This is a genomic window from Kitasatospora sp. NPDC088134 (genome assembly GCF_044741705.1).
Taxonomy (GTDB): Bacteria; Actinomycetota; Actinomycetes; order Streptomycetales; family Streptomycetaceae; genus Kitasatospora.
Genome location: NZ_JBIUTD010000014.1, coordinates 164388 through 187292, shown reverse-complemented (window position 1 = coordinate 187292; position 22905 = coordinate 164388). Strand labels below are relative to the sequence as shown.

At 71.5% G+C, this 22905-nt stretch carries 22 protein-coding genes; 2 read left to right on the top strand and 20 right to left on the bottom strand.

The genetic code is table 11. From position 1 onward, the window contains the following. Positions 1-64 precede the first annotated feature (64 nt). The 15 genes from nuoN to ACIOHG_RS22560 all read right to left on the bottom strand — a co-directional run bounded on the left by nuoN (position 65) and on the right by ACIOHG_RS22560 (position 17210). The gene (gene nuoN / locus ACIOHG_RS22630) at positions 65-1702 is read right to left on the bottom strand and encodes an NADH-quinone oxidoreductase subunit NuoN (protein ID WP_400953363.1); all 1638 of its coding nucleotides are present in this window, start codon (positions 1700-1702) and stop codon (positions 65-67) included. Beyond that, positions 1699-3312: an NADH-quinone oxidoreductase subunit M gene (locus tag ACIOHG_RS22625; RefSeq protein WP_400953361.1), complete on the bottom strand. Its 1614-nt coding sequence runs from the start codon at positions 3310-3312 to the stop codon at positions 1699-1701. Before ACIOHG_RS22625 ends, nuoN begins: the two co-directional genes overlap by 4 nt. After that, a complete protein-coding gene (gene nuoL, locus ACIOHG_RS22620; RefSeq protein WP_400953359.1) occupies positions 3312-5207 on the bottom strand; it encodes an NADH-quinone oxidoreductase subunit L in 1896 nt (631 codons plus the stop codon). The genes ACIOHG_RS22625 and nuoL overlap by 1 nt, the downstream gene beginning before the upstream one ends. A 15-nt stretch (positions 5208-5222) precedes the next feature. Beyond that, positions 5223-5522 (bottom strand): NADH-quinone oxidoreductase subunit NuoK, encoded by a 300-nt coding sequence (gene nuoK, locus ACIOHG_RS22615; protein WP_400953357.1) that lies wholly within the window; start codon positions 5520-5522, stop codon positions 5223-5225. Continuing rightward, positions 5519-6364 (bottom strand): NADH-quinone oxidoreductase subunit J, encoded by an 846-nt coding sequence (locus tag ACIOHG_RS22610; protein ID WP_400953355.1) that lies wholly within the window; start codon positions 6362-6364, stop codon positions 5519-5521. Before ACIOHG_RS22610 ends, nuoK begins: the two co-directional genes overlap by 4 nt. After that, the gene (gene nuoI, locus ACIOHG_RS22605) at positions 6361-6942 is read right to left on the bottom strand and encodes an NADH-quinone oxidoreductase subunit NuoI (protein WP_400953354.1); all 582 of its coding nucleotides are present in this window, start codon (positions 6940-6942) and stop codon (positions 6361-6363) included. Before nuoI ends, ACIOHG_RS22610 begins: the two co-directional genes overlap by 4 nt. A 6-nt stretch (positions 6943-6948) precedes the next feature. Then, positions 6949-8283, bottom strand: coding sequence for an NADH-quinone oxidoreductase subunit NuoH (gene nuoH / locus ACIOHG_RS22600; protein WP_400953352.1), 1335 nt, complete (start codon positions 8281-8283; stop codon positions 6949-6951). Continuing rightward, positions 8280-10724 carry an NADH-quinone oxidoreductase subunit G gene (locus ACIOHG_RS22595; RefSeq protein ID WP_400953350.1) on the bottom strand — a complete coding sequence of 815 codons (2445 nt, stop codon included), beginning with the start codon at positions 10722-10724 and terminating at the stop codon, positions 8280-8282. The genes nuoH and ACIOHG_RS22595 overlap by 4 nt, the downstream gene beginning before the upstream one ends. Further along, the gene (gene nuoF, locus ACIOHG_RS22590; RefSeq protein ID WP_400953348.1) at positions 10721-12079 is read right to left on the bottom strand and encodes an NADH-quinone oxidoreductase subunit NuoF; all 1359 of its coding nucleotides are present in this window, start codon (positions 12077-12079) and stop codon (positions 10721-10723) included. The genes ACIOHG_RS22595 and nuoF overlap by 4 nt, the downstream gene beginning before the upstream one ends. After that, on the bottom strand, positions 12079-12798 hold the full coding sequence (gene nuoE, locus ACIOHG_RS22585; protein ID WP_400953393.1) for an NADH-quinone oxidoreductase subunit NuoE: 720 nt from the start codon (positions 12796-12798) through the stop codon (positions 12079-12081). Before nuoE ends, nuoF begins: the two co-directional genes overlap by 1 nt. Positions 12799-12815: 17 nt before the next feature. Then, complete coding sequence (locus ACIOHG_RS22580; protein ID WP_400953347.1) at positions 12816-14144, bottom strand: NADH-quinone oxidoreductase subunit D; 1329 nt, start codon at positions 14142-14144, stop codon at positions 12816-12818. Further along, positions 14144-14869: an NADH-quinone oxidoreductase subunit C gene (locus ACIOHG_RS22575; protein ID WP_400953345.1), complete on the bottom strand. Its 726-nt coding sequence runs from the start codon at positions 14867-14869 to the stop codon at positions 14144-14146. The genes ACIOHG_RS22580 and ACIOHG_RS22575 overlap by 1 nt, the downstream gene beginning before the upstream one ends. Then, positions 14866-15420 carry a NuoB/complex I 20 kDa subunit family protein gene (locus ACIOHG_RS22570; protein ID WP_400953343.1) on the bottom strand — a complete coding sequence of 185 codons (555 nt, stop codon included), beginning with the start codon at positions 15418-15420 and terminating at the stop codon, positions 14866-14868. The genes ACIOHG_RS22575 and ACIOHG_RS22570 overlap by 4 nt, the downstream gene beginning before the upstream one ends. A 77-nt stretch (positions 15421-15497) precedes the next feature. After that, the gene (locus tag ACIOHG_RS22565; protein WP_014137597.1) at positions 15498-15857 is read right to left on the bottom strand and encodes an NADH-quinone oxidoreductase subunit A; all 360 of its coding nucleotides are present in this window, start codon (positions 15855-15857) and stop codon (positions 15498-15500) included. Positions 15858-16316: 459 nt separating this feature from the next. Beyond that, positions 16317-17210, bottom strand: coding sequence for a DMT family transporter (locus ACIOHG_RS22560; protein WP_400953341.1), 894 nt, complete (start codon positions 17208-17210; stop codon positions 16317-16319). Positions 17211-17379: 169 nt separating this feature from the next. Here ACIOHG_RS22560 and ACIOHG_RS22555 point away from each other — a divergent pair, with 169 nt between their 5' ends. Both ACIOHG_RS22555 and ACIOHG_RS22550 read left to right on the top strand, forming a co-directional pair. Further along, entirely contained in the window at positions 17380-17619 is a 240-nt protein-coding gene (locus tag ACIOHG_RS22555; RefSeq protein ID WP_400953339.1) for a hypothetical protein, read from the top strand. Then, positions 17616-18062, top strand: a complete 447-nt coding sequence (locus tag ACIOHG_RS22550; protein ID WP_400953337.1) for a DNA-binding protein — start codon at positions 17616-17618, stop codon at positions 18060-18062. Before ACIOHG_RS22555 ends, ACIOHG_RS22550 begins: the two co-directional genes overlap by 4 nt. An 89-nt stretch (positions 18063-18151) precedes the next feature. Here the strand turns inward: ACIOHG_RS22550 and ACIOHG_RS22545 are convergent, their stop codons facing one another. The 5 genes from ACIOHG_RS22545 to mqnC form a co-directional block, all read right to left on the bottom strand. Then, positions 18152-19432 carry a geranylgeranyl reductase family protein gene (locus ACIOHG_RS22545; protein WP_400953335.1) on the bottom strand — a complete coding sequence of 427 codons (1281 nt, stop codon included), beginning with the start codon at positions 19430-19432 and terminating at the stop codon, positions 18152-18154. 96 nt (positions 19433-19528) lie between these two features. Next, positions 19529-20224, bottom strand: a complete 696-nt coding sequence (locus ACIOHG_RS22540) for a demethylmenaquinone methyltransferase (RefSeq protein WP_400953333.1) — start codon at positions 20222-20224, stop codon at positions 19529-19531. 44 nt (positions 20225-20268) lie between these two features. Next, the gene (locus tag ACIOHG_RS22535; protein ID WP_400953331.1) at positions 20269-20835 is read right to left on the bottom strand and encodes a hypothetical protein; all 567 of its coding nucleotides are present in this window, start codon (positions 20833-20835) and stop codon (positions 20269-20271) included. A 276-nt stretch (positions 20836-21111) separates the two neighbouring features. Beyond that, the gene (locus ACIOHG_RS22530) at positions 21112-21648 is read right to left on the bottom strand and encodes a hypothetical protein (protein ID WP_400953330.1); all 537 of its coding nucleotides are present in this window, start codon (positions 21646-21648) and stop codon (positions 21112-21114) included. A 14-nt stretch (positions 21649-21662) separates the two neighbouring features. After that, a complete protein-coding gene (gene mqnC, locus ACIOHG_RS22525) occupies positions 21663-22871 on the bottom strand; it encodes a cyclic dehypoxanthinyl futalosine synthase (protein WP_400953328.1) in 1209 nt (402 codons plus the stop codon). Between the last annotated feature and the right edge of the window lie 34 nt (positions 22872-22905).

Below are 22905 nucleotides of genomic sequence, written 5' to 3'. Positions count from 1 at the left end.
ACCCCCCGAACAGCAGTCCGGCCCCCACCCGGTGCGGGTGGGGGCCGGACCTGGGCGAAGAACGTCAGCGGACGAACACCGACGCCTTGGTGGCCAGGTCGAGGAAGTACTGCGGGAGCAGGCCGAGGCCGAGGGTGACCAGCACGCCGACGCCGATGGCGGTGGCGGTGAGCGGGCTGGGGACGGCGACGGCCGGGCCGGAGGGCTGCGGGTCGGAGAAGAACATCAGGACGATGACCCGGATGTAGAAGAACGCGGCGACCGCGGAGGAGAGCACACCGACGATCACCAGCGGGGTCGCGCCGCCGGCCGCCGCGGCCTGGAAGACCGCGAACTTTCCGGTGAAGCCGGAGGTCAGCGGGATGCCCGCGAAGGCCAGCAGGAAGAGCGCGAACACCGCGGCCAGCAGCGGGGAGCGCCGGCCCAGGCCGGCCCAGCTGGACAGGTGGGTGGCCTCGCCCTTGGAGTCCCGCACCAGGGTGACCACGGCGAACGCGCCGAGCGTCACGAAGGAGTAGGCCAGCAGGTAGAACAGGACGGCGGAGACGCCGCGCCGGTCGGTGGCGATCAGGCCGGTCAGGATGAAGCCGGCGTGCGCGACCGAGGAGTAGGCGAGCAGCCGCTTCACGTCCTGCTGGGTGACGGCGAGGATCGCGCCGACCGCCATGGTGAGGATCGCCACGCCCCACATGACCGGCCGCCAGTCCCAGCGCAGGCCCGGGAAGGCGACGTAGAACAGCCGCAGGAAGGCGCCGAACGCGGCGGTCTTGGTGGCGGCGGCCATGAACCCGGTGACGGGCGTCGGGGCGCCCTGGTACACGTCCGGGGTCCAGGAGTGGAACGGGACGGCGCCGACCTTGAAGAGCAGGCCGACGGCGAGCATGGCCAGGCCGATCAGGAGCAGCGCGTCGTTCTGGGTGGTGACGGCGAGCGCCGGGGTGACGGGGGCGGTGCCGGAGATCACGTCGGCGATGCCGCCGAACCGGACGGTGCCCGCGTAGCCGTAGACCAGCGCGGTGCCGAACAGGAAGAACGCCGAGGCGAACGCGCCGAGCAGGAAGTACTTGACGGCGGCCTCCTGGGAGAGCAGCCGGCGCCGGCGGGCGAGCGCGCACATCAGGTACAGCGGGAGGGAGAAGACCTCCAGCGCGACGAACATGGTGAGCAGGTCGTTGGCGGCCGGGAAGAGCAGCATGCCGCCGACCGCGAACAGGGTGAGCGGGTAGATCTCGGTGGTGCGCAGGCCCTCCCGGGTGGCGTCGCGCTCCTGCTCGCCGCCGGGCACGGCGGCGGCCTGGGCGGCGAAGGCGTCGACCCGGTGCCCGTTGATCCGCGGCTCCAGCCGGCCCTCGGCGAAGGTGAGGACGGCGAGGACGGCGGTCAGCAGGATCACGCCCTGCAGGAACAGCGCGGGGCCGTCGACGGCGACCGCGCCCATCGCCAGCAGCCCGGCCTTGGTGGTGCCGCGGCCCTGCGCGGCGAGCACCACGACGACGACGAAGGCGCCGCCGAGGCCGAGCAGCGACAGGCCGATCTGCGCGGAGGGGCGCAGCCGCCGGGGCAGGAACGCCTCGGCGAGGACGCCGAGCAGCGCGGCGCCGAAGACGACCAGCATCGGGGAGAGCTGCCCGTACTCGATGTGCGGGGCGGGGATGCTCGCACTGTTGCCGCCGGCGGCGGCCAGCGCGTGGGTGGGGCTCACTTCTGCTCACCTCCGTTGGTGGCGGCGACCGGGTGGGCCGGCGCGGGGTCGGTGCGGTGGACCTGGCCGAGGGTGTCGTTGACGGCCGGGTTCACCAGGTCGGTGAGCGGCTTCGGGTAGACGCCGAGCAGCAGGGTCAGGGCCACCAGCGGGGCCACGACGGCGAGTTCCCGGACCTTCAGGTCCTTGACGCCCTCGACGCCGGCCTTCACCGGGCCGGTCATGGTGCGCTGGTACAGCAGCAGGGCGTACAGCGCGGCCAGCACGATGCCGAAGGTGGCGACGATGCCGATCGCGGGGTAGCGGCTGAAGGTGCCGACCAGGACCAGGAACTCGCTGACGAACGGCGCCAGGCCGGGCAGCGAGAGGGTGGCCAGGCCGCCGATCAGGAAGGTGCCGGCCAGCACCGGGGCGACCTTCTGCACGCCGCCGTAGTCGGCGATCAGGCGGGAGCCGCGGCGGGAGATCAGGAAGCCGGCGACCAGCATCCAGGCGGCGGTGGAGATGCCGTGGTTGACCATGTAGAGGGTGGCGCCGGACTGGCCCTGGCTGGTCATGGCGAAGATGCCCAGGATGATGAAGCCGAAGTGCGAGATGGACGCGTAGGCGACCAGCCGCTTGATGTCCTTCTGGCCGATCGCGACCAGCGCGCCGTAGACGATGCCGACCAGCGCCAGCACCATGATCACCGGGGCGAAGGTCTTCGAGGCGTCCGGGAACAGGCCGAGGCAGAACCGCAGCATGGCGAAGGTGCCGACCTTGTCGACGACCGCCGTGATCAGCACGGCCGTTCCGGCGGTGGACTCGCCCATCGCGTTCGGCAGCCAGGTGTGCAGCGGCCACAGCGGGGCCTTCACCGCGAAGGCGAAGAAGAAGCCGAGGAACAGCGCCCGCTGCGCGTTCGGGTCGATCACCAGCCTGCCGGAGGAGATCGCGTCGGTGAGCGCGGTCAGGCTGAAGGTCGCCTGGCCCTGGTCGCCGGCCACCACGTACAGGCCGATCACGGCGGCCAGCATGACCAGGCCGCCGAGCAGGTTGTACAGCAGGAACTTGACGGCCGCGTAGGAGCGCTGGCGGTCCGAGTCGGGGCCGCCGGCCCGGTCGCCGAAGCCGCCGATCAGGAAGTACATCGGGATCAGCATGGCTTCGAAGAACACGTAGAACACGAAGACGTCGGTGGCCAGGAAGGACACCAGCACCATCGCCTCGACGGCCAGGATCAGCGCGAAGAACGCCTGGGTGCGCCGCTTGGACTCGAAGGAGCCCTCGGGCACCGAAGGGTCGGCGTCGTGCCAGCCGGCCAGCATCACCAGCGGGACCAGGACGGCGGTGAGCAGTACCAGGGCGGTGCCGATGCCGTCCGCGCCGAGCGAGAAGCTGATCCCGAAGGAGCGGATCCAGGAGTACGACTCGGTCAACTGGTAGCGGGCGCCGCCGGGTTCGAAAGCGGCGGCGACCGCGGCGGCCAGGCCGAGGGTGACGGCGGAGACCGCGATCGCCACCGTCTTCGTGGTGCGCCGCCGGGCCTCGGTGGTGCCGGCCGGGAGCGCGGCGGTGAGCACCGCGCCGACGGCCGGGACCGCGCAGGTGGCGGAGAGGAGGTAGCTCATCAGACCGACCTCATCAGGAGAGTGGAGGCGACCAGCACCAGCGTGCCGCCGAACATGGAGAGCGCGTACGTGCGGACGTAGCCGGTCTGGATCCGGCGCAGCCGGCCGGAGATGCCGCCGATCGCAGCGGCCAGGCCGTTGACGAAGCCGTCCAGGCCCCGGCTGTCGAACCAGACCAGGGTGTTCGCCAGGGCGGTGCCGGGGCGGACCAGGACGGCGTGGTTGAAGTCGTCCTGGAGCAGGTCGCGGCGGGCGGCCCGGGTGAGCAGCGAGCCGACGGGGGCCTGCACCGGGACGGGGCTGCGGCCGTACATCTGCCAGGCCAGGGCGGCGCCGGCCAGCATGCAGGCGGTGGCGAGGCCGGTGATGGTCCACTGGCCGAGCGGGGAGTCGCCCTCGGCGTGGCCGGTGACCGGCTCCAGCCAGTGCAGGAAGGAGCTGCCGTAGACGAACAGGCCGCCGGCGAAGACCGAGCCGAAGGCCAGCACGACCATCGGGACCGTCATGCTCTTCGGGGACTCGTGCGGGTGCGGCTCGTGGCCGTGCGCGTCCGGCTGCCAGCGCTTCTCGCCGAAGAAGGTCAGCACCATCAGCCGGGTCATGTAGAACGCGGTGACCGCGGCGCCGAGCAGGGCGCACAGGCCGAGGATCCAGCCCTCGGTGCCGCCCTTGGCGAACGCCGCCTCGATGATCTTGTCCTTGGAGAAGAAGCCGGACAGGCCCGGGAACCCGATGATCGCCAGGTAGCCGAGGCCGAAGGTGACGAAGGTGACCGGCATGTACTTCCGCAGGCCGCCGTAGTGCCGCATGTTCACCTCGTCGTTCATGCCGTGCATGACCGATCCGGCGCCGAGGAACATCCCGGCCTTGAAGAAGCCGTGGGTGACCAGGTGCATGATGGCGAAGGCGTAGCCGATCGGGCCCAGGCCCGCCGCCATGATCATGTAGCCGATCTGCGACATGGTCGACCCGGCCAGCGCCTTCTTGATGTCGTCCTTGGCGCAACCGACGACCGCACCGAACAGCAGCGTCACCGTGCCGACCACCACCACGGCGGTCTGCGCGTCCGGCGCCAGGTTGAAGATCGCCCCGGAGCGGACGATCAGGTAGACGCCCGCGGTGACCATGGTGGCGGCGTGGATGAGGGCGGAGACCGGGGTCGGGCCCTCCATCGCGTCGCCGAGCCAGGACTGCAGCGGCACCTGCGCGGACTTGCCGCAGGCGGCGAGCAGCAGCATCAGGGCGATCGCGGTGAGCTTGCCCTCGCTCGCGTCGCCCGCGGTGGCGAACACCGGGTGGAAGGCGAAGGACCCGAACTCGACGAACATCAGCATGATGGCGATCGACAGGCCCATGTCGCCGACCCGGTTGACGACGAACGCCTTCTTGGCGGCCGTCGCGGCGCTCGGCTTGTGCTGCCAGAAGCCGATCAGCAGGTAGGACGCGAGGCCCACACCCTCCCAACCGACGTACAGCAGCAGGTAGTTGTCGGCCAGCACCAGCACCAGCATGGCGGCCAGGAACAGGTTCAGGTAGGCGAAGAAGCGGCGGCGGCGCTCGTCGTGCGCCATGTAGCCGACCGAGTAGAGGTGGATCAGGGTGCCGACACCGCTGATCAACAGGACGAAGGTGACCGAGAGCTGGTCGAGCTGGAAGGAGACGTCGGCCTGGAAGCCGTTCACCGGGATCCAGCTGAACAGGTGCTGCGTGACGGCGCGGTGCTCGGCGTCCCGGCCGAGCATGTGCGCGAACAGGGCCAGGCCGAAGGCGAAGGAGAGCGCGGCCAGCGCGGTCGCGATCCAGTGCCCGAACCGGTCCAGGGCCCGTCCGCCGAGCAGCAGCAGGGCAGCGCCGGCCAGCGGCGCCGCGACCAGCAGCGGAATGAGAGAGTTCACTGAGGGCCCTCCGCCTTACAGCTTCATCAGGTTGCTGTCGTCGACCGAAGCGGAGTGCCTGGTCCGGAAGATGGCGACGATGACGGCGAGGCCGACCACGACCTCGGCCGCCGCGACCACCATGGTGAAGAACGCGATGATCTGGCCGTCCAGGTTGCCGTGCATCCGGGAGAAGGTGACCAGCGCCAGGTTCGAGGCGTTCAGCATCAGCTCCACGCACATGAACAGGACGATCGCGTTGCGCCGGATCAGCACGCCGGAGGCGCCGATGGTGAACAGCAGCGCGGCCAGGTACAGGTAGTTGACGGGGTTCACTCCGCCCCCTCCTCGGTCGGCACGGTCTCCAGCGCCCGGCGGGGCCCGGTGACCTGCGGGCGGGCGGAGGACGGCCGGCCCAGCCGGTCGGCGGTGGTCTCCTCCAGTTCGGCCATCCGGCGCAGCATGTCCTGGCTGACGTCGCGGACCTGGCCGCGCTCGCGCAGGGTGCCCATCACCGAGTCCTCGGCGATCGTGCCGTCCGGCAGCAGGGCCGGAATGTCGACCGCGTTGTGCCGGGCGTAGACGCCGGGCGCGGGCAGCGGCGGGACCTGGATGTTGTCCTTGACCCGCTGGGCGGCCAGCTGACGCTGGGTCAGCGGGGCGCGGACCTTCTCGCGGTGGGTCAGCACCATGGCGCCGACCGCGGCGGTGATCAGCAGCGCGCCGGTCACCTCGAAGGCCCACACGTACTTGGTGAAGATCAGCCGGGCCAGGCCCTGCACGTTGCCCTCGGCGTTGGCCGCGGCCAGGCCGGTGAAGTCGCGCAGGTGCGCGTTGGCCAGGCCGGCGATCAGCAGCACGCCGAAGCCGAGGCCGCAGAGCACGGCGGCGATCCGCTGGCCCTTCAGCTGCTCCTTCAGCGAGTCCGCCGAGGTGACGCCGACCAGCATCACCACGAACAGGAACAGCATCATGATCGCGCCGGTGTAGACGACGATCTGCACCACGCCGAGGAAGACCGCGCCCTGGGCCAGGTAGCAGACCGCCAGGGCGATCATGGTGGCGGCCAGGCAGAGCGCCGAGTGCACCGCCTTCTTCATCAGCAGCATGCCGAGCGCGCCGCCGACCGCGACCACGGCCAGCACCCAGAACTGCACGGCCTCGCCGGTGGAGGTCATGACTGCTCCTCCTTCTCGCGGTCGTGCTTCTCCTGCTGGACGGTGCCGGGCGCCGCCGCGGTGATCTCGCCCCGGTAGTAGTCGCCCTCGTCGGCGCCCGGGAAGATCGCGTGCGGGGAGTCGACCATGCCCTCGGTCAGCCCGACCAGCAGCTGCTCCTTGGTGAAGATCAGGTCCTGCCGGGAGGAGTCCGCCAGCTCGTACTCGTTGGTCATGGTGAGCGCCCGGGTCGGACAGGCCTCCACGCACAGGCCGCACAGGATGCAGCGGGCGTAGTTGATCTGGTAGACCGCGCCGTAGCGCTCGCCGGGCGAGTAGCGCTCCTCGTCCCGGTTGTCGGCGCCCTCGACGTAGATCGCGTCGGCCGGGCAGGCCCAGGCGCACAGTTCGCAGCCGACGCACTTCTCCAGGCCGTCGGGGTGCCGGTTCAGCTGGTGGCGGCCGTGGAAGCGCGGAGCGGTGGGCTTCTTGTACTCCGGGTACTGCTCGGTGAGCCGCTTCTTGAACATGGCCTTGAAGGTCACGCCGAAGCCGGCGGCCGGCCCGAGGATCGACTTCTCTGACGACTCGTCAGGCATCTCGGATCAGCTCCCTTCGGAATGGTCGGCCCCGTGGAGGGCGTCCTGGAGTTGCGGGGTCCGGCGACGGCGGCGCGGGACGGGCGGCAGTTCCTGGCCGGGCAGCGGCGGCACCGGGTAGCCGCCCGCCATCGGGTCGAAGGCCGGTTCGGCCTTCGGCTGCTCGGCGGGCTTCTTCCGGACCAGGTCGACGACCAGCGCGACCAGCAGCACCGCCGCCAGCGGGGCGCCGACGTACAGCACCACGTTGGCGAAGTCGTAGCCCTCGTTGCGCAGCGCCCGCACGGTGGCGACCATCACCAGCCAGACCAGCGAGACCGGGATCAGGATCTTCCAGCCGAGCTTCATGAACTGGTCGTAGCGGAGCCGGGGCAGGGTGCCGCGGAGCCAGATGAAGAAGAACAGCAGCAGCTGGATCTTCAGGACGATCCACAGCATCGGCCACCAGCCGTGGTTGGCGCCCTCCCAGAAGGTGGAGATCGGCCACGGGGCGCGCCAGCCGCCGAGGAACAGCGTGGAGGCGACCGCGGAGACGGTGACCATGTTGACGTACTCGGCCAGCATGAACATCGCGAACTTCAGCGAGGAGTACTCGGTGTTGAAGCCGCCGACCAGCTCGCCCTCGGCCTCCGGGAGGTCGAACGGGGCCCGGTTGGTCTCGCCGACCATGGCGATGATGTAGACGATGAAGGACACCGGCAGCAGCACCGCGAACCAGGTCGGCTGCTGCGAGGCGACGATCTCCGAGGTCGACATCGAGCCCGAGTAGATGAACACCGCCGCGAAGGACAGGCCCATCGCGATCTCGTAGCTGATCATCTGGGCGGAGGAGCGGATGCCGCCGAGCAGCGGGTAGGTCGAACCGGAGGACCAGCCGGCCAGCACGATGCCGTAGATGCCCACCGAGGCGGTGGCCAGGATGTACAGCAGCGCGATCGGCAGGTCGGTGAGCTGCAGCGGCGTCCGGGTGCCGAAGATCGACACCTCGTTGCCGGGCGGGCCGAACGGGATCACCGCGAACGCCATGAAGGCGGGGATCGCCGACACGATCGGGGCCAGGACGTAGACCACCTTGTCGGCGTTCTTGACGACCAGGTCCTCCTTCAGCGCCAGCTTCACGCCGTCGGCCAGCGACTGCAGCAGGCCCCACGGGCCGTGCCGGTTCGGGCCGATCCGCAACTGCATCCAGGCGACGACCTTGCGCTCCCAGACGATCGCGATCAGCACCGTCAGGACCAGGAAGGCGAAGCAGAACACCGCCTTGAGCAGGACCAGCCACCACGGGTCGCGGCCGAAGAACCCGAGGGTGTCGGCGGCGGCCAGCGAAGAGGCGACACTCATGATTCCTCCGCCGGGGCGATGGTGACCAGGTGGCCGACCGTGGTGCCGAGCGTGCGGTGCGCGCCGCCGTCCGGCGTCGAGTTGAGCGGCAGCCAGACCGTGCGGTCCGGCATCGCGTCGGTGATCTCCAGCGGCAGGGTCAGCGACCCGGCCGGGCCGGTGATCCGCAGCGCCTTCCGGGCGCCGATCTCGGCGGCGGTGCCGGCCGACAGCCGGGCGACGGCGGCGTGCCGGGTGCCCGCCAGGTGGGTGTCGCCGTCCTGCAGGGTGCCGTTGTCCAGCAGCATCCGGTGCCCGGCCAGCACGGCCTGGCCGGTGGCCGGCCGGGGCAGCGCGTCGGGGTGCGCGGCGGGCGCGGCCGGGCGGTCGCCCCGCCACGGGGCGAAACGGTCCAGCTCCAGCCGGGCCGCCCGGACGTCGGGCAGGCCGATCGGCCGGTCCAGCGCGTCCGCGACCATGTTCAGCACCCGGACGTCGGAGTGCAGCTGACGGGCCATCAACTGGTCGGCCTTGAGCGCCGGTTCGAACATCCGGACCCGGCCCTCCCAGTCCAGGAAGGTGCCGGCCTTCTCGGCGACGGCGGCCACCGGCAGCACCACGTCGGCGTGCGCGGTGACGGCGGACGGGCGCAGCTCCAGCGAGAGCACGAACCCGACCCGGGCCAGTGCCTCCTCGGCGAGCGCCGGGTCCGGCAGGTCGTCCAGGCCGACGGCGCCGAGCACCAGCGCGTCCAGTTCGCCCTGCGCCGCCCCGGCCAGGATCTGGCCGGTGTCCCGGCCCGGGCGGGCCGGGAGTTCGGCGACGCCCCAGTGCGCGGCGGCCTCGGCGCGGGCGGCGGGCACCGCGACGGCCCGGCCGCCGGGCAGCAGCCCGGGCAGCGCGCCGGCCTCGACGGCGCCGCGCTCACCGGCCCGGCGGGGCACCCAGGCGAGCTTCGCGCCGGTGGCGTGCGCCAGGCGCAGCGCGGCGGTCAGGCCGCCGGCGGTCTGCGCCAGGCGCTCGCCGACCAGGATCACCGCGCCCGGCGAGCGCAGCGCGTCCGCGCAGCGCCCGGCGTCGTCGGCGAGCACCTCCTCGCCGGCCAGCGCGACCAGCCACTCGGCCTCGGTGCCGGGGGCGGCGGGCAGCAGCGCGCCGCGCAGCTTGGCCAGGCCCCGGGAGGCGTGCGTGGCGACCGAGAACACCCGCAGCCCGCCGGCCCGGTTGGCCTTGCGCAGCCGCAGGAAGACGATCGGCGCCTCCTCCTCGGCCTCCAGGCCGACCAGCAGCACCGCCGGGGCGGCTTCGAGCTCGCGGTACGTCACGCCGGTGCCGTCCAGGTCGGTACCGTGTCCGGCGACCGCGGCGGCCAGGAAGTCCGCCTCCTCGCCGCTGTGCGGCCGGGACCGGAAGTCCACGTCGTTGGTGCCGAGCACGACCCGGGCGAACTTGCCGTACGCGTAGGCGTCCTCGACGGTGGCCCGGCCGCCCGCGAGCACGCCGGCCCGGGCGCCGCGCAGGCCCTCGGCGGCCTTCGCCAGCGCCTCCGGCCAGGAGGCGGGGGCGAGTTCGCCGTCCGCGCCGCGGACCAGCGGGGTGGTGAACCGGTCGCGCTGCTGCGCGTAGCGGAACGCGAACCGGCCCTTGTCGCAGTTCCACTCCTCGTTGATCTCCGGCTCGTTGCCGGCGAGGCGCCGCAGCACCTTGCCGCGCCGGTGGTCGGTGCGCTGCCCGCAGCCGGCCGAGCAGTGCTCGCACACGGACGGGGAGGACACCAGGTCGAACGGGCGGGAGCGGAACCGGTAGGCGGCGGAGGTGAGCGCGCCGACCGGGCAGATCTGGATGGTGTTGCCGGAGAAGTACGAGTCCAGCGGCTGGTCGACGCCGGTGCCGATCTGCTGGAGCGCGCCGCGCTCGACCAGGTCGATGAACGGGTCGCCGGCGATCTCCTGCGAGAACCGGGTGCAGCGCGCGCACAGCACGCAGCGCTCGCGGTCCAGCAGCACCTGGGTGGAGAGCGGCAGCGGCTTCTCGTACGTCCGCTTGACGCCCTCGAACCGGGAGTCGGTGTCGCCGGTGGACATCGCCTGGTTCTGCAGCGGGCACTCGCCGCCCTTGTCGCAGACCGGGCAGTCCAGCGGGTGGTTGATCAGCAGCAGTTCCATCACGCCGCGCTGCGCCTTCTCGGCGACCGGCGAGGAGACCTGGGTGCGGACCACCATGCCCTCGGCCACCGGGATGGTGCAGGAGGCGACCGGCTTGCGCTGCCCCTCGACCTCCACGATGCACTGGCGGCACGCCCCGGCGGGGGCGAGCAGCGGGTGGTCGCAGAAGCGCGGGATCTGGGTGCCGATCTGCTCGGCGGCGCGGATCACCAGCGTGCCCTTGGGGACGCTGACCTCTACGCCGTCGATGGTGAGCGTGACCAGCTCGGTCTGGGTGGAAGGCTCCGTGACCGTCACGCGTGCACCTCCCTCTCGGTGGCGGACTCGTGGACGGGGGACCGGCCGGCCCAGACGGTGGAGGCCGCCGGGTCGAACGGGCAGCGGTGCTCGTTGAGGTGCTGCTCGTACTCGGCGCGGAAGTGCTGGAGCGAGGAGACGATCGGGCTGGCGGCGCCGTCGCCGAGCGCGCAGAACGACTTGCCGTTGATGTTGTCGGCGATGTCGAGCAGCTTCTCCAGGTCGCCGGGGACGCCCTGGCCGGCCTCGATCCGCTTGAGCAGCTGGACCAGCCAGTAGGTGCCCTCGCGGCACGGGGTGCACTTGCCGCAGGACTCGTGGGCGTAGAACTCGGTCCACCGGGTGACCGCCCGCACCACGCAGGTGGTCTCGTCGAAGACCTGGAGCGCCTTGGTGCCGAGCATCGAGCCGGCCGCGCCGACGCCCTCGTAGTCCAGCGGGACGTCGAGGTGCTCGTCGGTGAACATCGGGGTGGAGGAGCCGCCCGGGGTCCAGAACTTGAGCCGGTGCCCGGCCCGGACGCCGCCGGTGATCTCCAGCAGCTGGCGGAGCGTGATGCCGAGCGGGGCCTCGTACTGGCCGGGGTTGGTGACGTGCCCGGACAGCGAGTACAGCGTGAAGCCGGGCGACTTCTCGGTGCCCAGCGACGTGAACCAGTCCTTGCCGCGGGCCAGGATCGGCGGCACCGAGGCGATCGACTCGACGTTGTTCACCACGGTCGGGCAGGCGTACAGGCCGGCGATCGCCGGGAACGGCGGGCGCAGCCGGGGCTGGCCGCGGCGCCCCTCCAGCGAGTCCAGCAGCGCCGTCTCCTCGCCGCAGATGTAGGCGCCGGCGCCGGCGTGCACGGTGATGTCCAGGTTGATGCCGGAGCCCTGGATGTCCTTGCCGAGGTACCCGGCCTCGTAGGCCTCGGCGACCGCGGCCTGCAGGCGGCGGAGCACCGGCACGACCTCGCCGCGCAGGTAGACGAACGCGTGCTCGCAGCGGATCGCGTACGAGGCGATGACCATGCCCTCGATCAGCGAGTGCGGGTTGGCGAACAGCAGCGGGATGTCCTTGCAGGTGCCCGGCTCGGACTCGTCGGCGTTGACCACCAGGTAGTGCGGCTTGCCGTCGTTCTGCGGGATGAACTGCCACTTCATGCCGGTGGGGAAGCCGGCGCCGCCGCGGCCGCGCAGGCCGGAGTCCTTGACCAGCGCGATGACCTCGTCGGGGGCCATCGCGAGGGCGGCGGCCAGGCCGTCGTAGCCGCCGTGCCGGCGGTAGGTCTCCAGGCTCCAGGGGCGGTGGTCGTCCCAGGAGGCGGACAGGACCGGGGAGAGGAGCTTCTCGGCCGGTTCGGCGGAGGTCATCACGCTTCCGTCCCTTCGTGCCGCGGGGAGACCACCTTGGTGCCGGGGGTGCCGGGCAGCGCCTCGCCCTTGGCCAGGCGCAGGCCCGCCAGCGAGGGGGCGCCGCCGGCCCCGGACTCGTCGTTGGCGCCGGGGCGCGGGTCGGGGAAGCCGGCCAGGATGCGGGAGGCGTCCTTGAACGAGCAGAGCTTCGCGCCGCGGGTCGGCCGCACTTCCTCGCCCGCCCGCAGGCTGTCGACCAGTTGCTTCGCGCTCTCCGGGGTCTGGTTGTCGAAGAACTCCCAGTTGACCATCACCACGGGGGCGTAGTCGCAGGCCGCGTTGCACTCGATCCGCTCGATCGAGACCGAACCGTCTTCGGTGGTGCGGTTGTTGGCGATGCCGAGGTGCTCGGAGAGCTCGTCGAAGATCTGGTCGCCGCCGAGCACCGCGCACAGCGTGTTGGTGCACACGCCGACGTGGTACTCGCCGGCCGGGCGCCGCCGGTACATGGTGTAGAAGGTGGCGACCGCGGTGACCTCGGCGGTGGTGAGGTCCAACTGCTCGGCGCAGAACCGGATTCCGGTCGGGGTGACGCAGCCCTCCTCGGACTGCACCAGGTGCAGCAGCGGCAGCAGCGCCGACCGGGACTGCGGGTAACGGGAGATCAACTCCCGTGCGTCGGCGGCGAGTCGGGACTCCACCTCCGGCGGGTAGGGCTTGGCCGGCAGCGCCGGCAGGCCGAGTTCTGTGCTGCTCACCGGTCCACGCCTCCCATCACCGGGTCGATCCCGGCCACCGACACGATCACGTCGGCCAGCGGGGCGCCCTCGCACATCGCGGCCATGGTCTGCAGGTTGGTGAACGACGGGTCGCGGAAGTGCACCCGGTAGGGCCGGGTGCCGCCGTCGCTGACCACGTGCACGCCGAGTTCGCCCTTGGGCGACTCCACCGCGGCGTACGCCTGCCCGACCGGGACGTGGAAGCCCTCGGTGACCAGCTTGAAGTGGTGGATCAGGGCCTCCATCGAGGTGCCCATGATCTTCCGGATGTGGTCCAGCGAGTTGCCCATGCCGTCGGGGCCGACGGCCAGTTGGGACGGCCAGGCGATCTTCTTGTCGGCCACCATCACCGGTCCGGGCTTCAGCCGGTCCAGGCACTGCTCGACGATCCGCAGCGACTGCTTCATCTCCTCCAGGCGGATCAGGAACCGCCCGTAGGAGTCCGCGGTGTCGGCCACCGCGACGTCGAACTCGTAGTTCTCGTACCCGCAGTACGGGTCGGACTTGCGCAGGTCGTGCGGCAGTCCGGTGGCCCGCAGGATCGGGCCGGTGGCGCCGAGCGCCAGGCAGCCGGGCAGGTCGAGGAAGCCGACGTCGACCAGCCGGGCCTTGAACACCGGGTTGTCGGTGGCCAGCTTGTCGTACTCGTGCATCCGGGAGCGGAGCAGCTTGACGCCCTCGCGGATCTGGTCGACCGCGCCCGGGGGCAGGTCCTGGGCCAGGCCGCCGGGGCGGACGTAGGCGTGGTTCATCCGCAGGCCGGTGACCAGCTCGAAGATGTCCAGGACGACCTCGCGGTCCCGGAAGCCGTAGATCATCAGGGTGGTGGAGCCGATCTCCATGCCGCCGGTGGCCAGCGCCACCAGGTGCGAGGAGATCCGGTTCAGCTCCATCATCAGCACCCGGACCACGGTGGCCCGCTCGGGGATGTCCGCGGTGATGCCGAGCAGCTTCTCCACGGCCAGGCAGTAGGCGGTCTCGTTGTACAGCGGGGTGAGGTAGTCCATCCGCGTCACGAACGTGGTGCCCTGCACCCAGTTGCGGAACTCCATGTTCTTCTCGATGCCGGTGTGCAGGTAGCCGATGCCGCAGCGGGCCTCGGTGACCGTCTCGCCGTCGATCTCCAGGATCAGCCGCAGCACGCCGTGGGTGGACGGGTGCTGCGGGCCCATGTTGACGATGATCCGCTCGTCGTCGGCGCCGGCCACCGCCTCGGCGACCTCGCCCCAGTCGCCGCCGGTGACGGTGAACACCCGTCCCTCGGTGGTCTCCCGGGCGCCTGCTTCGTAGTGGGTGCTGCTCATCAGCTGTACGCCCTCCGCTGGTCGGGAGCCGGGATCTGGGCGCCCTTGTACTCGACGGGGATGCCGCCGAGCGGGTAGTCCTTGCGCTGCGGGTGCCCCAGCCAGTCGTCCGGCATCATGATCCGGGTGAGCGCCGGGTGCCCCTCGAAGACCAGGCCGAAGAAGTCGTAGGTCTCCCGCTCGTGCCAGTCGTTGGTCGGGTAGACGCTCACCACCGACGGGATCCGCGGGTCGGCGTCGGGCGCGGTGACCTCCAGCCGGATCAGCCGGGTGTGGGTGATCGAGCGCAGGTGGTAGACCGCGTGCAGCTCCCGGCCCTTGTCGCCGGGGTAGTGCACGCCGCTGACGCCCAGGCAGAGTTCGAAGCGCAGCGCCGGGTCGTCGCGCAGGATGCGCACCGCCTTGAGCAGGTGTGCGCGGTCGATGTGGAAGGTCAGCTCGCCGCGGTCGACGACGGTCTTCTCGATCACGTCCGCCGGGTCGAGGCCCTGCTCCTCCAGCGCGCCCTCGAACTCGTCGGCCACCTCGTCGAAGTAGCCTCCGTACGGGCGCTCGCTCGGGCCGGGCAGCACGATCGCGGCGGTCAGGCCGCCGAAGCCGGAGGTGTCGCCGGTGCCGCGGGCGCCGAACATGCCCTGCCGGGAGCCGACCACCTCGACCGGGATCTCCTTGCGGGTGGCCGGGACTTCGGGCCTCTGCTCCTCGGGCTTCTGAGGGTCCGTCATCGCAGCAGCCCCCCCATCTCGCTGGTCGGAGTGGCGTGCAGGGCGACCTGCTCGGCCTCCTCCTCGGCCCGGCGGCGGTTCACGCCGAGCTTCTCGTGCTGGATCTTCTCGTGCAGCTTGATGATCGCGTCCATCAGCATCTCCGGCCGCGGCGGGCAGCCCGGCAGGTAGATGTCCACGGGGACGATGTGGTCGACGCCCTGGACGATCGCGTAGTTGTTGAACATGCCGCCGGAGGAGGCGCACACACCCATCGAGATGACCCACTTCGGGTTCGGCATCTGGTCGTAGACCTGCCGCAGCACCGGCGCCATCTTCTGGCTGACCCGGCCGGCCACGATCATCAGGTCGGCCTGCCGGGGCGAGCCGCGGAAGACCTCCATGCCGAACCGGGCCAGGTCGTAGCGGCCCGCGCCGGTGGTCATCATCTCGATCGCGCAGCAGGCCAGACCGAAGGTGGCCGGAAAGAGCGACGCCTTCCGCACCCAGCCCGCGGCGGCCTCCACGCTGGTGAGCAGAAAGCCGCTCGGCAGCTTCTCCTCGATACCCATCAGTTCCCTCTCAATGCCCTCGACTCCGGTGGCTTGTCCGCCCGTTCACGAACGCCGCGCGCGGCGGCGCCCGGTGGTCAGTCCCACTCCAGGCCGCCGCGACGCCAGACGTAGGCGTAGGCGACGAACACGGTGGCGATGAACAGGAGCATCTCGACCAGCCCGAAGATCCCCAGGGCGTCGAAGCTGACCGCCCACGGGTAGAGGAAGACGATCTCGATGTCGAAGACGATGAACAGCATCGCCGTCAGGTAGTACTTGATCGGGAACCGGCCGCCGCCCACCGGCTGCGGGGTCGGTTCGATGCCGCACTCGTACGCCTCCAACTTGGCCCGGTTGTAGCGCTTCGGGCCGGTGAGCGAGGCCATCACGACGGAGCCGACCGCGAACGCCGCCGCGATGGCACCGAGTACGAGGATCGGCGCGTAGGCATTCATAGCCCCGCTCCCTCCGTCCAGTCGTCCTTGACTGCAGATCGGAACCACCAGGTCACCAGGGGTGAGCCGATGATCCACTTCGTGAGATCCGGCACCATGTGAGGCAGTTCACAAAGCCGGGTTGGAGCGCATCCTATGCCTGTCGGCTTGTGATCTGCGACACGCAGTTCCCGATGATCTTTGTGATCTTCGCCACCCGACGAAGCCGGTCGGAACGGCATCGATCGCCATCAATCCACACTCAGCAGGCACTTGATCACACAAGGTCGCAATTCACCGCGAAAGGTCTGCCGTTCGACCACGGCTCATATCAATTCCGGCCGTTCAAGGCAAATTTCGAGTGATCATGTTTACGTGATAGTGGATCTCACCCGGCCGGTGGACCCACGGCCCCGGGTGCTTGACCCTTCGTTCACAAGCTCTCAAGGCCCCCGGCGCCACCCCGCCGTCACGCCGCCGTCACACCGCAGCCCGGCGTCCCCACTCGGTGCCCGCCAGCACCGCCAGCCCGCCCAGCAGCGCCAGCGGGCCCGGCCGGTCGCCGGCCAGCGCGATCCCGAACACCGCCGCCCAGAGCGGCTCCGTCCCCAGCAGCAGGCTCACCCGGGACGGCGAACTCGCCCGCACCGCCCAGAGCTGCACGAAGAACGCGAACAGCGTGCACAGCAGCGACAGGTACAGCAGCAGGCCCCAGCTCCGCAGGTCGAAGCCGGCCGCCACTGCCAGCGGCGAGGGCCCGGCGAACGGCGCCGCCAACCCGAACACCAGGGTGGCGAAAGCCAGTTGGACCCAGGTCAGGGCCAGCGCGTCCACCCCGCGCACCGACCGCAGCCGGGCCGTCGCCAGCACGTTCACCGTCCGCGCCACCGCCGCGCCCAGCACCAGCAGGTCACCCGCCGACGGGGCCCGCAGGCCGCCGTTCCCGGTCAGCAGCGCCACCCCCAGCACCGACAGCCCCGCCGCCGCCAGGAACCCCGCCGAGGGCGCGGACCGGCGCAGCGCCGCCTCCGCGAGCGGCGTGAACACCATGGTCAGGCTGATCACCAGCCCCGCGTTGGTCGCCGAGGTGTGCACCGCCCCGTACGTCTCCAGCAGGAAGATCCCGCCCAGCACCAGCCCCAGCAGCGCCCCGCCGCCCCACTGCCCCGCCGTCAGCCCGCGCAGCCGCCGCCACGCCACCACCCCCAGCACCGGCAGCACCAGCCCGAACCGCAGCACCAGCACCGCCACCACCGTCCCCGGCCCCGCGACCTCCTTCACCACCAGGAAGCTCGACCCCCACACCACCGCCACCATCAACAACGGCAGGTCCCGCACCACACGCGGACGGACATCGACGGAGACAACAGCCACAGCACGGCTCCCGGAAAGACCGACACGGGCCCGTGCAACACCGAACGGACTGGAGCCGCCACCCTCCCGCACCCGAAAGCCGCCGGGCAAGCGCTTTCCACGCCCGCCCCCACCGTCCGGCAAGGCCCCGGGCGGTATTTTTTCCTACCAGCGGTGCTACCTTTTGGGTATGACTGTCCCCGCCCGCAAGAGTCACGAGCGCGCCGGCAAGCGGTCGGTGTCGCTGGCCCAGTCGTTGATCAACGAAGTCGAGGAGCGCACCGGCCGGACCGGCTTCTCCTCCGTCGTGTCCGAAGCCCTGGAAGAATGGCTGGCCGCCCAGAAGCTCCGCGAGGTCGTCGCCGCCGACCGCGAGGAGTTCGGCCCCGTGTCCGCCGAGGCGCTGGAACAGGCGGAACAGGAGTGGTGAGCAAGCGCCTCAAGGTCAAGGCCAGGAACGAGGGCACCCTGGTCCTGGACGCCCAGGGGCTCTCGCTGCACGTCGACGGCGACGAGGGCATGCGGGCGCGCATCGAGGTGGCCGAACGCACCGGCCGCCGGGTCGCGCTCTCCGCCCTGACGCCGCTGGAGGTCCGCCGGAGCGGCCCCGCCGCCGACCGGCTCCGGTTCCTGCTCTCCCGCTTCGACGTGAAGCCCGTCACCGACGCGGTGATGGACACCGCCGCCCACCTGCTCGACACCTCCGGCCTCGACGGGCACGAGTGCCTGGTCGATGCCCTCGTGGTGGCGACCGCGGCCCTCTGCACCCCACCGGTCCTGCTCGTCACCTCCGACCGGTCGCACATCCCGGCCCTGTGCAAGGCCGCCGAAGAACTACCGGGCTCCCCCGTGGTGAAGACCGTCCACGTCTGACCGCTCCGTCCGGCCCTCGTCGCCCGCACGCGGAAGGCGGCGGGCCGGCGCGTTCCGCGCCCGCCCGCCGCCTTCGCGGAGCCTGGAGGTCAGGCGCGCGGCGCCACCTTGGTGAGGCCGTTGATGATGCGGTCGGCGACGTCGCCGCCGGTGGGGTCGGTGAGGTTGGCGAGGAGCTTGAGGACGAACTTCATCAGGACCGGGTGGGTCAGGCCGCGTTCGGCGGCGATCCGCATCACCTTGTCGTTGCCGATCAGCTTCACGAAGGCCCGGCCGAGCGTGTAGTAGCCGCCGTAGGTGTCCTTGAGGGTCTGCGGGTAGCGGGCCAGCGCGCGCTCCCGGCCCTCGGGGGTGATCCGGGCCATCGCCTGGACGATGACGCCCGCCGCGAGTTGGCCGGATTCCATCGCATAGGCGATGCCCTCGCCGTTGAACGGGTTGACCATGCCGCCGGCGTCGCCGACCAGCAGCAGGCCCCGGGTGTAGTGCGGCTGCCGGTTGAAGGCCATCGGCAGCGCGGCGCCGCGGATCGGCTCGGTCATGTTCTCCGGCGTGTAGCCCCACTCCTCGGGCATGCTGGCGCACCAGCTCTTCAGCACCTCGCGCCAGTTGAGGTCGCCGAAGGCGGGCGAGGAGTTCAGGATGCCGAGGCCCACGTTGGAGGTGCCGTCGCCCATGCCGAAGATCCAGCCGTAGCCGGGCAGCAGCTTCTTCTGCCCGCCCCGGGTGTCCCACAGCTCCAGCCAGGACTCCAGGTAGTCGTCGTCGTGCCGGGGCGAGGTGAAGTACGTCCGGTAGGCGACGCCCATCGGCCGGGACTCGATCCGGTGCAGGCCCATGGCCAGCGACAGCCGGGTCGAGTTGCCGTCCGCGGCCACCACCAGCGGCGCGTGGAACTCCACCTCGCGCTTCTCCGGCCCGAGCTTCGCCGTCACGCCGGTGATCCGGCCGGTCCGGTCCTGCACCGGCCCGCTCACGTTGCAGCCCTCGTACAGCCGGGCGCCGGCCTTCTGCGCCTGCCGGGCCAGCAGTTCGTCGAAGTCGGCGCGCTTGCGCACCAGCCCGTAGTCCGGGTACGCGGCGAGGTCCGGCCAGTCCAGCTCCAGCCGGACGCCGCCGCCGATGATCCGCAGGCCCTTGTTGGGCAGCCAGCCGTTCTCGGCGGACACGTCGATCCCCATGTCCACCAACTGCTTGACGGCGCGCGGGGTCAGGCCGTCGCCGCACACCTTCTCGCGGGGGAACTCGCTCTTCTCCAGCAGCAGGACGTCCAGGCCCGCCTGGGCCAGCCAGTACGCGGTGGTGGAACCGGCCGGACCGGCACCGACCACGATGACGTCGGCGGTGGACTCGACGGCGATCTCGGTCATACGGGGCTCTCTCCTGAGCGCGTCGGGGTCACGGAGTCGGGGCCGACGCCCCGTCATGACGCCTTTCCGGCGGACGGGGTGCCGAACCCTCGCAGTCTACGGGGCCTTGAAGCCCCGGTGGAGGGCCACGATGCCGCCGGTCAGGTTGCGCCAGGCCACCTTCGACCACCCGGCGCGCTGCAACTGCGCGGCCAGCTCGGGCTGGTCCGGCCACTCCCGGATCGACTCGGCCAGGTACACGTACGCCTCCGGGTTGGAGGAGACCCGGGTCGCCACCGGCGGCAGCGCCCGCATCAGGTACTCGGTGTACACCGTCCGGAACGGCGTCCAGGTCGGGGTGGAGAACTCGCAGATCACCAGCTTGCCGCCGGGCTTGGTCACCCGGAGCATCTCGCGCATCGCCTGCTCGTGCTCCTGGACGTTGCGCAGCGCGAAGGAGATCGTCACCGCGTCGAAGGAGTCGTCGGCGAACGGCAGCCGGGTCGCGTCGCCCGCCGTCAGGGCGAGTTCGGGGTGCCGGCTCTTGCCCTCGGTCAGCATGCCGAGGGAGAAGTCGCACGGCACGACGTCCGCGCCGGCCTCCAGGAAGGGCAGCGAGGAGGTGCCGGTCCCGGCGCCGAGGTCCAGGATGCGCTGCCCCGCCACCGCCCCCACCGCGTCGGCCACCGCGCGGCGCCAGAGCCGGGCCTGGCCCAGCGAGAGCACGTCGTTGGTGCGGTCGTACTTGGCCGCGACATCGTCGAACATGGCGGCGACGTCCTGCGGCTGCTTGTCCAGATGGGCTCGGGTCACGCCCCCATTGTTCACCTTGCGACCGGGGCAGCCGTCACCAGGGCTCACCGCAGGGCGCGGCGACCCCCCTTGCGGCGGCGCCGCGAGCGCTTCCCGTTGGTCAGCGCGGGCATGCCCTCCGCGGCGAACGCCACCGTGAAACCGCGGCCCTCCGCCTCCGCCGCCGGGTGCGCCCGCCGGAACCGGCGGATCCGGTACAGGCAGAGCAGGCAGAGCAGCGCCGCCGTCGGCACGCTGGTCTGCGCCAGCCCCACGCCCACCGGTTGCGGGTACGTCTTCCCGCACACCCGCACCGCCCCCGGGTCGTCCGCCGCCCGCTCCAGGCACACCGGGTCGCCGAGCTGGGCGCCCTCCGGCAGCCACAGGTCGGCGGCGGTCAGCCGGCGCCCGTCCGCGAGGTACGCGACCTGGCTGTACGACCCGCTGCCGCCCGGCAGTTGGGTCACCGTGCCCTCGACCCGCACCGGGTGCGCGTCGATCCGGTCCGCCTGGTCGGCCTGCCGCCACCCCAGCAGGCACATCCCCACCGCGACCACCGCGCTCAGCACCGCCCCCACGTACCAGCCCCGGGCGGGTCTCCTCCGCGCACGATCGGGGCTTGCGGCTCGCATTGCGTCCTGTTCCTGGTCTCGACGAAGGTCTGAACCGGGATGGTAACCGCTGGCGGGTCCTCAGGTCACGGCCAGTCAGAACCGGGAAGCCCCATCAGGGCCCGCGGGGCTTCGCGGGAGCGGAGCTCCAGGGGCCCGGGGAACGGCGGCGCCGAGGGGCGGGCGTCCCACAGGCCGCTGGGCGCCACCCCGTTTCGGGCCGAAGGCCCTCGGCGAAAGCCCCGTAGCGCCCCACTGTCCCCGGGCCCCTGATCACCCAGCGTGTACCGGAGAGCGTCAGCGCCGCCGGAAGACGATCCGCCCGTCCAGGACGGTCACCTGGCAGACCTCGTCCGCGAAGACCGCGAAGTCCGCGGCCCCGCCGACGGCGAGCACGCGGTGGGTCTCCCCGGCCGGGGAGCCGGGGAGGACGCGCAGGCCCGCGCGGGCCACCGCGGTGCGGACGGCGGGCCTGGTGAAGGGCCCGACGACGGCGGTGGTGCCGCGGGCGAGCATCCGCTGCAGGCCGCGTCGCGCGCTGCCGCCCCACTGCGCGTCGGTGAGGCCCGGCGGCGGCTCCAGCGGCCGGTCGCCGAGCTCCTCGCGCGGGTCCGGGTGGTAGGCGTGGTCGAGCAGCCGACCGGCCTCCGGCTCCACCAGGCCGGGCCGCAGCAGGCCGGGCCACTCGCGGACCCGCGCGGCGCCCGCCAGTTCGGCGTAGCGGCCGATCGCGGTGATCACGGCCCCGTCGACCAGCACCGCCCCGTCGGTCAGGGGCGGTGCGTTCCCGGCGGGGTCGGCGAGCAGCAGCGCGGCCCGGTGCAGGGTCAGCATCGCTGCGCGGGGCGTCAGTTGGTGGCGAGGATGGTGAGTTCGGGGTGCGCGGTGCCGCCCTCGATCGCGGTGGAGGCGATGTGCGAGGCGACCCGCGGGTCGACCGGGTCGTTGGCCGGGTCGTCCAGGACCCGCAGGTGCTGGTAGGTGGTGGAGCGCTGCGCGGGGACCCGGCCGGCGGTGCGGATCAGGTGGATCAGCTCGTGCAGGTTGGAGCGGTGCTTGGCGCCGGCCGCGGAGACCACGTTCTCCTCCAGCATGACCGAGCCGAGGTCGTCCGCGCCGTAGTGCAGGGACAGCTGGCCGGCCTCCTTGCCGGTGGTGAGCCAGGAGCCCTGGATGTGGGCGACGTTGTCGAGGAAGAGCCGGGCGATGGCGATCATCCGCAGGTACTCGAAGACCGTGGCCTGGGTCGAGCCCTTCAGGTGGTTGTTCTGCGGCTGGTAGGTGTAGGGGATGAAGGCGCGGAAGCCGCCGGTGCGGTCCTGCACGTCGCGGATCATCCGCAGGTGCTCGATCCGCTCGGCGTTGGTCTCGCCGGTGCCCATCAGCATGGTGGAGGTGGACTCGACGCCCAGCCGGTGCGCGGTCTCCATGATCTCCAGCCAGCGCTCGCCGGACTCCTTGAGCGGCGCGATCGCCTTCCGCGGCCGCTCCGGCAGCAGTTCGGCGCCGGCGCCGGCGAACGAGTCCAGGCCCGCGGCGTGGATCCGGGTGATCGCCTCCTCCACCGACACGCCGGAGATCCTCGCCATGTGCTCGACCTCGGAGGCGCCCAGCGAGTGGATCACCAGCTGCGGGAACGCGGCCTTGATCGCGGCGAAGTTCTCCTCGTAGTACTCGACGCCGTAGTCGGGGTGGTGCCCGCCCTGGAACATGATCTGGGTGCCGCCGAGCTCGACCGTCTCCGCGCAGCGGCGCAGGATCTCGTCCAGCTCCCGCGACCAGCCCTTGTCGCTCTTCGGCGGCACGTAGAACGCGCAGAACTTGCACGCCGTCACGCAGACGTTGGTGTAGTTGATGTTCCGCTCGATGATGTACGTGGCGATGTGCTCGACGCCCGCGTACCGCCGCCGGCGCACCGCGTCGGCGGCCGAGCCGAGGGCGTGCAGCGGGGCGGAGCGGTAGAGCTCCAGCGCCTCGTCGGCGGTGATCCGGCCCCCCTCGGCCGCACGGTCCAGGACGGCCTGCAGCTGGGCGGCGGAAAGGTTCTTCTCGGACACCTGGCGGTCCTGCTTTCGTCTTCGAGAGGGCGGA

Excerpts from the sequence above, each read along its gene's own strand:
- ACIOHG_RS22555 (WP_400953339.1), top strand. The coding sequence starts at position 17,380 with ATGACTGTCCCCGCCCGCAAGAGTCACGAGCGCGCCGGCAAGCGGTCG.
- ACIOHG_RS22565 (WP_014137597.1), bottom strand. The coding sequence starts at position 15,857 with ATGAATGCCTACGCGCCGATCCTCGTACTCGGTGCCATCGCGGCGGCG.
- ACIOHG_RS22570 (WP_400953343.1), bottom strand. The coding sequence starts at position 15,420 with ATGGGTATCGAGGAGAAGCTGCCGAGCGGCTTTCTGCTCACCAGCGTG.
- ACIOHG_RS22580 (WP_400953347.1), bottom strand. The coding sequence starts at position 14,144 with ATGAGCAGCACCCACTACGAAGCAGGCGCCCGGGAGACCACCGAGGGA.
- nuoH (WP_400953352.1), bottom strand. The coding sequence starts at position 8,283 with ATGAGTGTCGCCTCTTCGCTGGCCGCCGCCGACACCCTCGGGTTCTTC.
- ACIOHG_RS22545 (WP_400953335.1), bottom strand. The coding sequence starts at position 19,432 with ATGACCGAGATCGCCGTCGAGTCCACCGCCGACGTCATCGTGGTCGGT.
- ACIOHG_RS22625 (WP_400953361.1), bottom strand. The coding sequence starts at position 3,312 with ATGAGCTACCTCCTCTCCGCCACCTGCGCGGTCCCGGCCGTCGGCGCG.
- nuoF (WP_400953348.1), bottom strand. The coding sequence starts at position 12,079 with ATGACCTCCGCCGAACCGGCCGAGAAGCTCCTCTCCCCGGTCCTGTCC.
- ACIOHG_RS22530 (WP_400953330.1), bottom strand. The coding sequence starts at position 21,648 with ATGCTGACCCTGCACCGGGCCGCGCTGCTGCTCGCCGACCCCGCCGGG.
- ACIOHG_RS22610 (WP_400953355.1), bottom strand. The coding sequence starts at position 6,364 with ATGACCTCCACCGGCGAGGCCGTGCAGTTCTGGGTGCTGGCCGTGGTC.
- ACIOHG_RS22575 (WP_400953345.1), bottom strand. The coding sequence starts at position 14,869 with ATGACGGACCCTCAGAAGCCCGAGGAGCAGAGGCCCGAAGTCCCGGCC.
- nuoI (WP_400953354.1), bottom strand. The coding sequence starts at position 6,942 with ATGCCTGACGAGTCGTCAGAGAAGTCGATCCTCGGGCCGGCCGCCGGC.
- ACIOHG_RS22535 (WP_400953331.1), bottom strand. The coding sequence starts at position 20,835 with ATGCGAGCCGCAAGCCCCGATCGTGCGCGGAGGAGACCCGCCCGGGGC.